Annotated in this window: 10 protein-coding genes and 1 pseudogene; 7 read left to right on the top strand and 4 right to left on the bottom strand. The window is 72.0% G+C overall.

Features of this window, described 5'->3' with window-relative positions; genetic code table 11:
• Positions 1-149: 149 nt before the first annotated feature.
• On the top strand, positions 150-800 hold the full coding sequence (locus KVT44_RS03905; protein WP_217566104.1) for a Tat pathway signal sequence domain protein: 651 nt from the start codon (positions 150-152) through the stop codon (positions 798-800).
• Positions 801-818: 18 nt separating this feature from the next.
• On the opposite strand, the gene KVT44_RS03900 is transcribed toward KVT44_RS03905, so the two are convergent.
• Positions 819-1,763, bottom strand: a complete 945-nt coding sequence (locus KVT44_RS03900) for a lytic polysaccharide monooxygenase (protein ID WP_217566103.1) — start codon at positions 1,761-1,763, stop codon at positions 819-821.
• Between the two features lie 388 nt (positions 1,764-2,151).
• On the opposite strand from KVT44_RS03900, the gene KVT44_RS03895 reads away from it, so the two are divergent.
• From KVT44_RS03895 to cyc2, 3 genes are all read left to right on the top strand, one after another.
• Positions 2,152-3,972 carry a S8 family serine peptidase gene (locus KVT44_RS03895; RefSeq protein ID WP_217566102.1) on the top strand — a complete coding sequence of 607 codons (1,821 nt, stop codon included), beginning with the start codon at positions 2,152-2,154 and terminating at the stop codon, positions 3,970-3,972.
• A 77-nt stretch (positions 3,973-4,049) separates the two neighbouring features.
• Complete coding sequence (locus tag KVT44_RS03890) at positions 4,050-5,216, top strand: damage-control phosphatase ARMT1 family protein (protein ID WP_217566101.1); 1,167 nt, start codon at positions 4,050-4,052, stop codon at positions 5,214-5,216.
• Between the two features lie 149 nt (positions 5,217-5,365).
• The gene (gene cyc2, locus KVT44_RS03885; RefSeq protein ID WP_254648923.1) at positions 5,366-7,705 is read left to right on the top strand and encodes a germacradienol/geosmin synthase Cyc2; all 2,340 of its coding nucleotides are present in this window, start codon (positions 5,366-5,368) and stop codon (positions 7,703-7,705) included.
• On the opposite strand, the gene KVT44_RS03880 is transcribed toward cyc2, so the two are convergent.
• Both KVT44_RS03880 and KVT44_RS03875 read right to left on the bottom strand, forming a co-directional pair.
• On the bottom strand, positions 7,665-9,335 hold the full coding sequence (locus KVT44_RS03880) for a hypothetical protein (RefSeq protein WP_217566100.1): 1,671 nt from the start codon (positions 9,333-9,335) through the stop codon (positions 7,665-7,667). The genes cyc2 and KVT44_RS03880 overlap by 41 nt on opposite strands.
• 43 nt (positions 9,336-9,378) lie before the next feature.
• Complete coding sequence (locus tag KVT44_RS03875) at positions 9,379-10,170, bottom strand: gamma-glutamyl-gamma-aminobutyrate hydrolase family protein (protein ID WP_217566099.1); 792 nt, start codon at positions 10,168-10,170, stop codon at positions 9,379-9,381.
• A 117-nt stretch (positions 10,171-10,287) separates the two neighbouring features.
• Here KVT44_RS03875 and KVT44_RS03870 point away from each other — a divergent pair, with 117 nt between their 5' ends.
• Complete coding sequence (locus tag KVT44_RS03870; protein ID WP_217566098.1) at positions 10,288-11,154, top strand: LysR family transcriptional regulator; 867 nt, start codon at positions 10,288-10,290, stop codon at positions 11,152-11,154.
• Positions 11,155-11,247: 93 nt separating this feature from the next.
• Positions 11,248-11,886, top strand: coding sequence for a PDZ domain-containing protein (locus KVT44_RS03865; protein ID WP_217566097.1), 639 nt, complete (start codon positions 11,248-11,250; stop codon positions 11,884-11,886).
• Positions 11,887-11,900: 14 nt separating this feature from the next.
• On the opposite strand, the pseudogene KVT44_RS03860 reads toward KVT44_RS03865, so the two are convergent.
• Positions 11,901-12,686 (bottom strand): annotated as a pseudogene (locus KVT44_RS03860) (metallophosphoesterase).
• A 193-nt stretch (positions 12,687-12,879) separates the two neighbouring features.
• Between KVT44_RS03860 and KVT44_RS03855 the strand changes: the two are divergent.
• Positions 12,880-14,019 (top strand): aminopeptidase P family protein, encoded by a 1,140-nt coding sequence (locus KVT44_RS03855; protein ID WP_099920150.1) that lies wholly within the window; start codon positions 12,880-12,882, stop codon positions 14,017-14,019.
• Positions 14,020-14,043: the final 24 nt, after the last annotated feature.

Raw genomic sequence — 14,043 nt, 5'->3', positions numbered from 1 at the left:
CCCCCTGAGCCGTGTCCGGTCGCCCGGCTTCCGCTGCCGGTCCGTGACGTAAGGAGAAGGCGTCACGGACCGGCAGCGGTCCGCCGTGACGGCATGTCCGCGACGGCCTCGTACCCACCCGCACCCCCGTCTGAGAAAGAGGCACCCCCATGCGCACTCGATCCCTGCTCGCCCTCCTCGGTACCGCCGCCGCGCTCTCGGTCTCCGCGATCGCCCCCGCCTCCGCGGACGACACCCCCGTGCTCACCGCCGGCGGAGTCGCCGTCGCCACCGGTGACGTCCTCACCGCTTCACTGGCGAGCGGCACCGCCGCCACGCTCTACTCCAGCGCGACCGGCACGAGCGGTGTCTCCTGTGCCGCGTCGACCTTCACCGCCTCCGTCACCGACAACCCGACGGCCCCCAGCGCGGCCACCGAGTCCCTCAGCGCCCACACCTTCGGCAGTTGCACCAGCAATGTCATCGGCGTGCTCGGCGTCACCAGCGTCACGGTCAACAACCTCCCGTACACCACCACGGTCGCCTCCGACGGCACGGTCACCGTGACCCCGGCCGCCGGCTCCACCATCCAGACCACCGTCGTGCTGCGCACCCTGCTCGGCAGCATCAACTGCGTCTACCAGGCGCCCAGCCTGACCGGCACGGCGAGCAACACCGACAACAGCATCACCTTCACCAACCAGGCGTTCGCGAAGTCCTCGGGCTCGTCGCTCTGCTTCAGCAGCGGCTACTTCACCGCGAAGTACGCACCCGTCTCCGACACCACCCAGTCGGGCAGCCCGGCGGTCACCGTCAACTGACCCGTCCCGGAAGCCCGGTCACCGACGGCGTCGCAGCGTGATGGCGACGCCCGCGGTGAGCAGGAACGCGACCGCTCCCCCCGCCCCGGCGACGAGGGGGAGCGTGTTGCTGCCGCCGGACGAGCTGTCCGCGGCGGGCGTCAGATGGTCGGGCGCGGTCACCTCCGTCGTCGCCGCGGTGGTCTCCGGGGCGGGCGACGGTGACCGGTCGGCGGGAGTGGCCGTGGTCGCGGTCGGCTCCTGGCTCCGCTGAGCCGTCCGGTTCGCCGTCGGTGTCGTACGCGCGGGGGACGAGGTCGTCGGCGCGGCGGCCCCACCGCCGCTCGCGGCCGGGAATACCACGTCCGAGCACGAGTAGTACGTGTCGCTCGTGCTCGTGTTCTGCCAGATCGTGTACAGCATCTGCCGGCCGGTCCGGTCGGAGGGCAGCGTGGCCTTGATCCGGTAGGCGCCGTTCACCAGCGCCGGATCGGTGGCGGTGGCGAACGGCTTCGTCGGCAGATCGGACCACTTGAGAGGCTTGGTCGGGTCGTACCCGGGCTTGGACAGATACAGCTTGAAGGTCCCCGTGTGCGGAATCGTCGAACTGTAGGAGAGCGTGAAGGTCGCGCCCGGCGTCATCCGCGTGGAGGGCCAGTCGGCGCGGGCCAGGTTCAGCCCCTTGTAGGCGGGCAGACCCCCGCTGCACAGCTGCCCGTCCGGGATCACCTGACGGTCCCTGCCGCCCACACCGGCGACCCGGAGGTTGTCCCAGGCGGTGAAGGGCGCGCCGTTCGCCGCGATCGCCGCCCTGCAGGCCGCCGTACCGGTGTTGCTGCCGCCTTCCGGCGAACAGGCCACCACCCGGCTGACCGGATCCGTCGGCGCGCCGTGCGCCTGGGCCGGACCGGCGACCCACGTCAGGAGAAGCAGCGGGGCCGCCACGGCGACAGCGGCCGCGGTGGCGGTGCGGTGTGCGGTCATCCGGTGGGTCTCCTCGCGGGGTGGGGTCGGCGGGTGCGGCCGTACGGCATCGCGCGCAGGCGTGGCCGCACCGTGAAGTACGGGGGCACAGGGCCGTGCGTTCAGATGCGCGAGCCAGGTGAAACCGGGCACTCCCGGCCAACAGGGAGCCCTTGAGGGGCGGTTACCGGCCAGATCGAGGGTTTCCCCTGTATCCGTATTACCTGGGCTTTGCCTATCGTTCGGGCACAGCCGACCCACAGGCAACCCCTGACAGGTCGCTCGCGACGTACGGCCGGCCCCCGCGCCGCTTCTGGACTGCACCCCCCGCCGCTTCGACGACGAAGCGATTCGACCGCTGCTCCGCCGCGCCCTTCACCGCCCGGAGCCGGCCACGAAAGGCAAGCCCTTGCGTCCCGCCCCCTCACGAGAAGTCCGACGGAAGCTGATATCCGTCGCCGCGGTCTCCGCGGCCCTGCTGGCCGGAATGACCACCACGGTCGCCGCCGCCCAGCCGTCCACCGCGACCGCCGCCACCGGCAAGGCGGCGGTCACCCCGGCGGCGCAGGCCGCCGCACAGGCCGTCGCCGCTCCCGCCGAGCGCCTCATCGTCGGCTACAAGTCCGGCGCCGCCGAGGCCACCTCCAACTCCGCCGCCTCCGCCGACGCCGAGACCAAGGGCAAGAAGGCGGGCGAGAACCTCGACTTCACCCGCCGCCTCGGCACCGGCGCGGCCCTCGTCGGCCTCGGCGACAGGCTCGGTACGAAGGACGTCGCCGACGTCATCGCGCAGTACCGCGCCGACCCGCAGGTCGCCTACGCCGTACCGGACCGCCTGAACACGCCCCAGGCCGACCCGAACGACACCGAGTACACCAAGCAGTGGGACCTGTACGAGGCCAAGGCGGGCATGAACGTCCCCGGTGCCTGGTCCACCTCCACCGGCAGCGGGGTGACGGTCGCCGTCATCGACACCGGTTACGTGGCGCACTCCGACGTCGCCGCGAACATCGTCGCCGGATACGACTTCATCTCCGACACGGCGGTCTCGGTCGACGGCGACGGACGCGACAGCAACCCGGCCGACCCGGGCGACCACTACGCGGCGAACGAGTGCGGTTCCGGCATCCCGGCGAGCGACTCCTCCTGGCATGGCACGCACGTGGCGGGCACCATCGCCGCGGTCACGAACAACAACAAGGGCATCGCGGGCATCGCCTACGGCGCGAAGATCTCCCCGCTGCGCGTCCTCGGCAAGTGCGGCGGCTACGACTCCGACATCATCGACGCCATCACCTGGGCCTCGGGCGGCACCGTCTCCGGCGTCCCGGCCAACGCCAACGTCGCCAAGGTCATCAACATGAGCCTCGGCGGCAGCGGCGCCTGCACCTCGGCCACCCAGAGCGCCATCACCGCCGCCGTGAACCGCGGCACCACGGTCGTCGTCGCGGCGGGCAACGACAACGACAACGCCGCCGGCTACTCCCCGGCGAGCTGCAACAACGTCATCACCGTCGCCGCGACCGGCCGCAGCGGCTCCCGAGCCTCCTACTCCAACTACGGCTCGATCGTCGACATCTCGGCCCCCGGCGGCGACATGAGCACCGCCACCGCCAACGGCATCTACTCCACGCTGAACTCCGGAACGACGACCCCCTCCTCGGAGTCGTACGCGTACTACCAGGGCACGAGCATGGCCACCCCGCACATCGTGGGCCTGGTCGCGCTCATGAAGTCGGCGAACCCCTCGCTCACCCCGGCCCAGATCGAGACGGCCATCAAGAACAACGCCCGTGCCCTGCCCGGCACCTGCTCCGGCGGCTGCGGCGCGGGCCTCGCGGACGCGACGAAGACCGTGCAGGCCGTGAGCGGTGCGACCACCGGCACGACCTTCTCCAACACCACCGCCCTCTCGATCCCGGACAACGGGTCGGCCGTCGAGTCCTCGATCGCCGTCGGCGGCCGCACCGGCAACGCGCCCTCCGCCCTCCAGGTCGGCGTCGACATCACCCACACCTACCGCGGCGACCTGGTGATCGACCTGGTCGCCCCGGACGGCTCGACGTACCGCCTGAAGTCCTCCAGCAGCTCGGACTCCGCGGACAACGTCAACACCACCTACACGGTCGACGCGTCCAGTGAGACCGCGAACGGCACATGGAAACTCCGCGTCCAGGACGTGGCCGCGTCGGACACCGGCAAGCTCAACAGCTGGAAACTGACCCTCTGAGCGCGGCCCACGGGGGGAGGGGCGGCCCACGCGCGGCGTGGGCCGCCCCTTTCGGCTCGGCCGGTACCGTGAGCCACATGTCAGAACCCGCCGACGCGCCCGTGATCCTCAGCGACGAGCCGGGCTCGTTCCCCTGGAGCGTGCTGGCCGAGCGGCATCCGGCCCTCATCCGGAAGGTGCGGGACGCCTTCCCGTACGGCCCCGCGCAGCACCGCGCGCTCGACGCCCTGCTGAAGAACGCCACCGAGGACGTCATCGAACCGCTCGGCGAGCGGGCCGCGGACCGTGAACAGTGGGAGCGGTGGGGCGGCGCGGAGTACTTCGGCCGCTCCTGGTTCGATGTGCCCTTCCTCTGGTCCGAGAGCTACTTCTACCGCCAACTCCTCGAAGCCGTCGGCTACTTCACTCCCGGCGCCTGGAAGGGCATCGACCCCTTCCGCCCTTTCAAACTCGCGGAACTCGACACCCCGGAGGCGGACGAGGAACTCGCCGCGCTCGACCCGCTCACCGAGCGGCCGGTCGAGGAGCGGGAGGAGGCGCTGCTGCACGGCTCGCTGTGGGGCAACCGCGCGGACCTCGGCTTCCGTCTCGCCGCCGCGGACGGGGAATCGGACGTCGTCGCCCAACTGGTCGCCAACGACGGTGAGTCGCTGCGTTCCCTGTTCGCGGGCGGCACCCTCTGCCTGGTCGCGGACAACTCCGGCCGGGAACTCATCCCCGATCTGCTCCTGATCGACCATCTGCTCCACCACCGCCGCGTCGGGCGGGCGCTCCTGCACGTGAAGCCGTACCCGTACTACGTCTCGGACGCCACGACCGCCGACGTGGTCGACGCCCTGCGTCACCTCACCGGCGCGAAGGGGGCGGCGGCCGAGTCCGGCCACCGGCTGTGGGCGGCCATGGGCGACGGTCGCCTCACCGTCCGGGCCCACCCCTTCTCCTGTGCCCCGCTGCCGTACGCCGACATGCCCGACGACCTGCGCCGTGAGTTCGCCGAGGCCGACGTGACCCTCGTGAAGGGCGACCTGAACTACCGCCGTCTGGTCGGCGACCGGCGCTACCCCGCCACCACCCCCTTCGCGGAGCCCACCGCGTACTTCCCGGGCCCGGTCGCCGCCCTGCGCACCCTCAAGTCCGATGTGATCGTCGGCCTGGACGCCCGCACGGAGGCCGCCCTCGACGCGGCCGAGGGCGGACGCTGGCGCACGAGCGGTACACACGCCCTGATCCAGGTGCGGGCCTGAGGGCCAAGCGGCCACCAGCCGTGTAGCGCGATCACCTTGTGGGCGCCGCCGTGCACATCACTTGCCTCGAAAAGGGGTAAATTCACGCGATGGTGTGATCATGTCCCGCCCGGCGGATGCCCCCGGAAGGCCCTGGGTAGGGCCCGGCCATGACGCAGCCGTTCGAACTCCCGCACTTCTACATGCCGTATCCCGCGCGGCTGAACCCGCACCTCGACGAGGCGCGCGCCCACACGGTCGAATGGGCCCGTGGGATGGGCATGTTGGAGGGCTCCGGCATCTGGGAACAGTCCGACCTCGACGCGCACGACTACGGGCTGCTCTGTGCGTACACCCACCCCGACTGCGACGGCCCGGCACTCTCGCTCATCACCGACTGGTACGTGTGGGTCTTCTTCTTCGACGACCACTTCCTGGAGACCTTCAAACGCACCCAGGACCGCGACGGCGGCAAGGCCTACCTGGACCGGCTGCCCCTCTTCATGCCGCTGGACCTCTCGACCCCCGTACCGGAGCCGGAGAATCCGGTCGAGGCCGGGCTCGCCGACCTCTGGGCGCGCACGGTGCCCTCGATGTCGGTGGACTGGCGGGGGCGGTTCGCGGTGTCCACGGAGCACCTGCTCAACGAGTCGATGTGGGAGCTCTCCAACATCAACGAGGGGCGGATCGCCAACCCCGTCGAGTACATCGAGATGCGCCGCAAGGTGGGCGGCGCCCCCTGGTCGGCGGGGCTCGTGGAGTACGCGACGGCCGAGGTGCCCGCCTCCGTCGCGGCGACGCGCCCGCTGCGGGTGCTGATGGAGACGTTCTCCGACGGGGTCCATCTGCGCAACGACCTGTTCTCCTACCAGCGTGAGGTCGAGGAGGAGGGCGAGCTCAGCAACGGCATCCTCGTCCTGGAGACCTTCTTCGGCTGCACCACCCAGGAGGCCGCCGAGACCGTCAACGACATCCTCACCTCACGCCTGCACCAGTTCGAGCACACGGCCCTCACCGAAGTGCCCGCACTCGCCGCGGAGAAGGGGCTCACCCCGGACCAGGCCGCCGCCGTCGCCGCGTACACCCAGGGGCTCCAGGACTGGCAGTCGGGCGGCCACGAGTGGCACCTGCGCTCCAGCCGCTACATGAACGAGGGGGCGGTGGAGGGCAGCCGGCCGCTCGGCAGCGCCCGGTTCGGCACCTCGGCCGTCGACGTCGGCGCCCTGCTCTCCGCGGCCGGGGCGCAGCGGCTGCGCAGGTACACCCACGTCCCGTACCAGAAGGTCGGCCCGTCCCTGCTCCCCGACTTCTACATGCCCTTCGAGCCGGCCCTCAGCCCCCACCTGGACGGCGCCCGCGACCGCCTCACCGGCTGGATGTACGAGAAGGGCATGCTCCAGGAGGGCGTCTGGGACGAGGACAAGCTGGACGCGTACGACCTTCCGCTGTGCGCCGCGGGCATCCACCCGGACGCGACCGCGCAGGCCCTCGACCTCGGCTCGCGGTGGCTGGCCTGGGGGACGTACGGCGACGACTACTACCCGCTGGTCTTCGGACACCGCCGCGACCTGGCGGCGGCCAAGACGACCACCGAACGCCTCTCGGCCTGCATGCCCATCGACGGCGAGCCGACCCCGGTCCCGGCCAACGCCATGGAGCACGGCCTCCTCGACCTGTGGGAGCGCACGGCGGCGAAGATGACGCCGGACGAGCGGCGCAAGCTGCGCGGTGACGTGGACAAGATGACGGAGAGCTGGGTGTGGGAGCTGTCGAACCAGCTCCAGCACCGCATCCCCGACCCGGTCGACTACCTGGAGATGCGCCGCGCCACCTTCGGCTCCGACCTCACCCTGAACCTGTGCCGCCTGGGCCACGGCCCCAAGGTCCCGCCCGAGGTGTACCGGAGCGGTCCCGTCCGGTCGTTGGAGAACGCCGCCATCGACTACGCGATGCTGATCAACGACGTCTTCTCGTACCAGAAGGAGATCGAGTACGAGGGCGAGGTCCACAACGCCATCCTCGTCGTGCAGAACTTCTTCGGCTGCGACTACCCGACCGGCCTCGGCATCATCCACGACCTGATGACCCAGCGCATGCAGCAGTTCCAGCACGTCGCCGCCCATGAACTGCCCGTTCTGTACGAGGACTTCAAGCTCTCGCCGGAGGTGCGCGGCATCATGGACGGCTATGTGGTGCAACTCGAGAACTGGCTGTCCGGAATCCTGAAGTGGCACCAGGACTGCCACCGTTACGGCGCCGAGGACCTGGCCCGCCGGGCCCACGGCTTCCTGCCGGACCGGGCCCCCGCGGTCCCGTTTCCCGGGACGGGGGTCGGGACCGTGCCGGTGCCGGTGCTCAGTCCCCAGGACATGGCGGAGACGGAATCCCCGCCGGACCTCACTCCCCGGACCGCGGCGGGCGCCACCCCGTTGTTCACTCTGCCGAAGGGGGTGGGAGCCGCCGCGGAGTTCAGCCTGCCGAAGGCTGAGGCGGCGTCGGCTCCGCACTGAGGTCGGCATCGGGGTTCGCACCGGTGTCCGTGTGGATGTCTGTACTGATCTTCGTATGGGTGTCCGTATAGGTATCCGTATGGGTGTCGGTCGTACCGGCGAGGTGCCGCTCCACGTTCGCCCTGGCCGTCCCGGAGAGTCTCGCCAGGAGCTCCCCGGCGGCCACGGTGACGGCCCGGACCTCGTCGGCGAGCGCCGTGTCGGTGGCCGCGGTCCGGGCGATCGCGTAGTGCTCCTCGACGATGTACGCGCCCAGGTTGGTGCGCTGCCAGTGCCCCAGCGAGTTGTCGCTCCCGCTCCCGCTGTCGCTGTCGCCGATGCAGGCGCCGCCGTCCGGCTCGGCGAGGGTGTCCCGCAGTGAGGTCAACGTGCGTATCGCCGCGCCGAACCGGCCCTCCTCCCGCTCCAGCCGGGCGAGCCTGAGGAGGGCCGAGACGCGGTCCCAGGCCCTGGTCTGCAGGGGCACGTACATCCGCTGGGCGCGCAGCGCCTGAAAGGTGTCGCCCAACTGCTCGAACTCGTGGACGAGCGGGCTCAGTTGGGAGGCATCGCGGCGCTCCATGGCCTTGCTGTCCCGCGCGTCGCGGTACGCCCGGAAGTCGATGTCGCCCAACCGCCGGATCAGCGCGGCGCGGGCGAGCTCGACCAGACCCTGTTCGTGGGCGAGGCCGGTCCAGGTGAACAGCGGCTCGTCGGCGGGGTCGGTACCGAAGAGCGAGTCGTCCAGGCCGTGCGCCCAGCTCCGCAGCTCGGCCGGATCAGCGCCCGGCTCGGGCATCCCGCCGAGTCCGCACCAGGTGTCGAAGTCCGTCTCACGGACCTCGTACAGCAGCGGCAGATCCTCCGCGTGTCCGTGCAGGCCCACCAGGACGGCGGCGAGCCGCAGTTCGTCGGTCATCGACGCCTCGGCCTCGTGCCTCAGCAGATGCCGCAGCAGCGGCAGATCGCCCTCGCGCCGGTCGAACTGGGCGGCGCGCAGCGCGAGCGCCCGGCGCGCCCGGTCCCCGGCCACCTCGTCCCACGCCGAGCCCTCGCGCAGCAGTGTGAGGTCGGTACGGCCCCGCGCGAGGACCGCCTCCCACAGTGGGGGACGGGGGTGGCGGTCGAGGAGGTCGTGCGCGCCGCCCTCCTCCGCGTTCAGGAGGAGGAAGTCGGGCTCGGTGCGCAGCAGGGCCGCGTGCAGCTGGCCGATGAGCTCGACGGACGAGCGCTCGGGCAGGCCGAGGCCGGCCCGCAGCTCGGTCCGCTCGTCGTCGATCCCGTGGTACTCCCGGATCTCCTCCTCCGTCTCGGCGACCGCCGCGCGGATCTTCTCCTCGCCGTCGGCCGGCGCGAGCCCCAGGTAGTCGTGCCAGCCGGGCAGCCCGACCAGCACCTCCAACGCCTCGTCGACGCTGTTGCCGATGATTCCGGCGGAGCCCTCGGAGTCCGCGTACAGCACGGAGCCGTCCCCGCACACGAAATACGTGCCGCCCGTGTCGTCCCCCGCCACCGCCTCCAGCGGACCGCCCGAGGCGAGCCGGACGGCCTCGCCGTGGTCGGCCCGGGCCAGGTCGAAGTTGAAGGGGAACGCGGCCAGTTCGGCCAGGCGAGGCTGCTCCCGGAGCAGCCGCAGGGCGTGATCGCTCATGCCGCCGAACGTAACAGCCGGCACTGACAAACGGCTCCGTCCGTCACGCAGGCTGACGCCGTCCGCCGACCGCGCCGACCTCGTCGGCCCCGCCGACCGCGCCGAGTTCCCGGAGCTCCCCGACGGCCGCGTGTGCCACGGCGGCCCGTGCCAGCGCCCGCACGATCGGGTGCGGGCGTGAGCCGTCCCCGTACTGCTCCGGCTGGAAGAGGGTGCCCAGGAAGAAGGGGTGGCCCGGGAGTTCGACGATCCGTACGTTTCCGTCCTCGTCGTGGCCGCTGAAGCGCAGGCCGTGGGCGCGCAGGGTGTCGAGGTGGCGGGTGGGGCCGTACGCGCAGAAATAGCGCTCGACCGTCCGCTCGGCGCCCATCACGGAGTGGGCGAGCGAACCCGGTTCGATGGTGACGGCGGCCTCGTGGCCCAGGAGGGAACAGGCGAGCGGTTCGATGAGGAGGTCATCGGCGTCGGGGTCCTGCTCGGCGTGCGCGACACGGGTGAGCCCGCAGACGTCGCGCGCGAACTCCAGCAGCGCGTGCTGGAATCCGCCGCATGTCCCCAGGAACGGGATGCCCTCCTTGCGCGCGGTGCGGATCGCGGTGAGGGTCCCCGCCTCGCTGCGGTACGGGCTGCCGGGCAGCACCCACACCGCGTCGAAGCCGCGCACCGCGGCCGGGTCCTCGGCGTCCTCGGTCGGGACCCAGTAGGCGTCGAGGACGAGGCGGTCGCGGGTGGCCAGGGCGTCCAGGAGAAGGGGGACGCGGGTGTGGGCGAGGACGTTCGGGGAGCGGTCGCCCACGAGGGCGAGGCGAGCGGTCTGCGCCGCGATGTTCGTCATGTCCTCATCGTCGGCGGCCCCGCTCGTTCACGTCCAACGATGATTACTGCACCTTCGATAAGCAACGCTGATGGGGGTGCTGAGGAGATACAGGTCCCGTACGGGATCCTGGAGCGCATGGATCCGCATCTCCTGCGCACATACGTCACCGTGGCCCGCGTCGCCTCCTTCTCGGAGGCAGCACGGGAACTCGGCTACACCCAGTCCGCGGTGTCCCAGCACATCGCCGCGCTGGAGCAGGACCTCGGCGCGCCCCTGCTGACCCGGCGCCCCGTGGCACCGACGGCGGCGGGCGAGCGGCTCCTCGAACACGCCGGGCCGCTGCTGCTGCGCCTGGACGCGGCCCGCGCGGACGTCGTACGGATGGTGGGCGCGCCCGAGCACGGGCTGACGCTCGCGGCGACATCGACGGCGCTCGGTTCGCGCACGCTCGCGGCGCTGCCCGCCGCCGGGGTGACCCTGCGGGTACTGGCCCGCGAGGAGATCCCCGCCGCCGTCGCGCAGGGCGGGGCGGAGCTGGGCCTGGTGGACGGACTGACGGCGCCCAACGACCCCTTGCGGCATCCTGACGTGGCCCCGCTGACCACGTACGGCGTCGGCGAGGAACCCGTCTGCGTGCTGCTGCCCGAGACGCATCCGCTCGCCCGGCGGGACGGGCTGCGCCTCGCCGATCTCGTCGACGCCCGCTGGCTGGACGCCCCCGACGCGGGACTGCCCCTGGCCCACCTCCGCCGGGCGAACGGCAGCGGGGGCTTCCGACCGGCCCTGCGGTACGAGGGCACCGACGTGCGCACCCTCGCCGCCCTGGCCGCCGCCGGGCACGGTCTCACGCTGCTGCCGCGGGCCGCGGCCACCGGCGTCCCCGGGGCGGTGGCCGTGCCGCTCGTGGCGCCGCGCCTGGTGCACCGGACGGAACTGGTGCACAGCGGGTCGCCGCGCGGAGCCGCCGCGGCCGTGGTGGACAAACTTCTCGAACGTGTTTGACAGTCTCACTCGTTCGTGAATCGTCGTGCGCCGGAGCGCAGGGTAGAGCAAGAGCCGGGGGGCGGTCCGTAGAGCATCTGCCGGAGGCGATCCATGGAACAGGCCGCACTGCGTCCCAAGCCGATGCCCGGTCAGGATCCGGGCGGTGACCGGAGTTCGACCGGCACCACCAAGCGCCCGCACGCCGCGCGACGGCGTGGCAGGCGGCTGATGTCCCTGCTCTTCGGTCTCCTCGTCGCGACCGTGCTGGTCCTGTCGGGCGTCGGCATCGGGACCGTCGGCGCCACGGTGATCGGTATGAGCAGGCTGGCGGACTTCCAGAAGCGGGCGGGGGCGGTGCAGGGGCCGTCCGGCCGGCCGTCCGGGCCCGGGCAGGCATCCGCCGCACCGCAGGCCGGTGGCACCAAGTCGGCGCCCGGCGGCGGGAGTCCGGTCACTTCGACGGCACCGGAGCCCGCGCCCGGGAAGGCCGCGCTCGGCATCGAGGCCGTCGACGCCCCCGACGGCGGGGGCGCGCTCGTCGTCGGTGTGCACATCCCCGGCCCGGGCCACACCGCGGGCCTGGTCCGCGGTGACACCCTGATCGCCTTCGGCGGGGCACGGCTCGGCTCGGCCGCCGACCTCGCGCGGGCGGTCTCGGCCGCGGACCCCGGGACCACGGTCACGCTCGGCGTGCGCCACGCGAACGGCAACCACCAACAACTGTCCACGGTCCCGGGCATCGTGACCTGACGCCGACGAAACGGTCAGGCGGTCCTGAAGTGGCTGGTCAGCCGCCCGTCGTCGGCCAGTACATGAAACGCGAAGCCAGGGGGCGCGTTCCGGTCGGCGGCCCCCTCGCCCTCCCAGGGCAGCCGCAGCGTCCAGGTCACCCCGGGACCGACGACGAGCGGCCGCCCGGCGAAGGCGGTCGCGGCGGGCGTGTGCGCGTGCCCGGTGATCAGCCCGACGACCTCGGGCCTGCGCTCCAACAGCGTGGCCAGGGAAGCCGGCCGGCGTAGCTGGTAGGCGTCCGGGTGGGGGTACCTCCCACGCCCTTAAGGCAGTGGGGGAGGATGGTGCAGCGCCACGGGCGGATGGTGGAAGGCGAGCAACGCCGGAACGGCTCCGTCCAGTTCGTCGAGCGTCGTCTCGATCCAGGCGTACGTCTCCTCGTCCAGCTCTCCTTCGTCCTGGCCCGGAATGCTGGAGTCGCACATCAGGACGGCGGCGTCGTCGAAGACGTGGACGCGGTTGACCGGCCCCTCGGACGCGGGCTGCCCGAGCAGGGCCTTGCGGTAGGCCGCGCGGCTGTCGTGGTTGCCCGGGCAGGTGAGTACGGGGAAAGGGGGCTCCCCGTCGCGCAGCCCGAGCAGACGCGCCGCCTCCTCGTACTCCGCCTCCGTGCCGTGGTCCGCGATGTCGCCGGTCACCAGCAGGGCGTCCACCCGCCCCGGCAGCTCCCACAGCCGGTCCCGCACCCGCTCGGCTCGCTCCGTCGCGCGCCGGGTGCCGTCGAGATGCAGATCGCTGATGTGTGCCAGTACGAGCATGGCCCGAGGCCTCCCCCTGGAAGTTAATGGGACATCCACATCCAACCATTAGCACTAATGGACTGGCAACGATCAACCGTTAGTTGAGCTCCCGGACCGACGCCATGGCCGCAACCGGCTCGCGTCCGCATCGGCGAACGGGCAGGATGCTGCCCGTAGCCCCTGGGGAAACTCCGGACAGACGGAGGCATGGATGACCGGCACGCCCGCGCGCTTCACCGCCGGTGAACCCGCGCCCTTCACCGCCGGTGACTACGAGGCCCGTATGCGGCGCGCGGCCGAGGCCGCCGCGGACGCGGGACTCGACGGCGTCCTGATCGCTCCCGGGCCCGATCTGGTGTGGCTGACGGGCTACCGGCCCGTGGAGACCGAACGCCTCACCCTGCTGGTGCTCAGGGCCGGGCAGGACCCCGTGCTGGTCGTGCCGACCCTGGAGGCCCCGGACGCGGCAGCGGCGGCCCCCATGCTGACCCTGCGCGACTGGACCGACGGCAAGGACCCGTACGAGGCGGCCGCGTCCCTGGTCGGGAGCGACGGCCGCTTCGGCGTCAGCGACAACTCCTGGGCCCTGCATCTGCTCGGCCTCCAGCGGCGGCTGCCGGACACGCGGTACGTGGCACTCACCGAAGCCCTGCCGATGCTGAGGGCGGTCAAGGACGCGGCGGAGGTGGCGCGGTTGGCGGAGGCCGGGGCGGCCGCGGACGCCGCGTACGAGGAGATCCGGAAGGTGCCCTTCGCGGGGCGCAGGGAGGCGGACGTCGCCGCCGACCTCGCCGAGCTGCTGCGGCATTTCGGGCACTCCCAGGTCGACTTCACCATCGTCGCCTCGGGCCCGAACGGCGCCAACCCGCACCACGAGGCGGGCGAGCGCGTCATCGAGCGCGGCGACATGGTCGTCCTCGACTTCGGCGGTCTCAAGCACGGCTACGGCTCCGACACCTCCCGCACGGTCCACGTCGGCGAGCCGGACCTCGAGGAGCGCCGGGTGCACGACGTCGTGCGCGCCGCCCAGGAGGCGGGCGTCGCGGCGGTCCGGCCGGGGGCCGCCTGCCAGGACGTCGACCGGGCGGCCCGCGCCGTCATCACCGAGGCGGGATACGGCGAGTTCTTCATCCACCGCACCGGGCACGGCATCGGCGTCACCACCCACGAACCGCCGTACATGATCGAGGGCGAGGAACTGCCCCTCGTGCCCGGGATGTGCTTCTCCGTGGAGCCCGGCATCTATCTGCCCGGCCGCTTCGGGGTGCGCATCGAGGACATCGTGACGGTGACCGAGGAGGGCGGATGGCGCCTCAACACCACGTCCCGCGAGATGGCGATCGTCGACTGACCGGTCACCAGGAGTACTCCCCAG

Origin of the sequence: Streptomyces sp. GbtcB7 (assembly GCF_019091445.1) — a bacterium.
Taxonomy (GTDB): domain Bacteria; phylum Actinomycetota; class Actinomycetes; order Streptomycetales; family Streptomycetaceae; genus Streptomyces; species Streptomyces mirabilis.
Note: the sequence above shows the minus strand (reverse complement) of the source record. Positions and strands in the feature narration are given on the sequence as shown.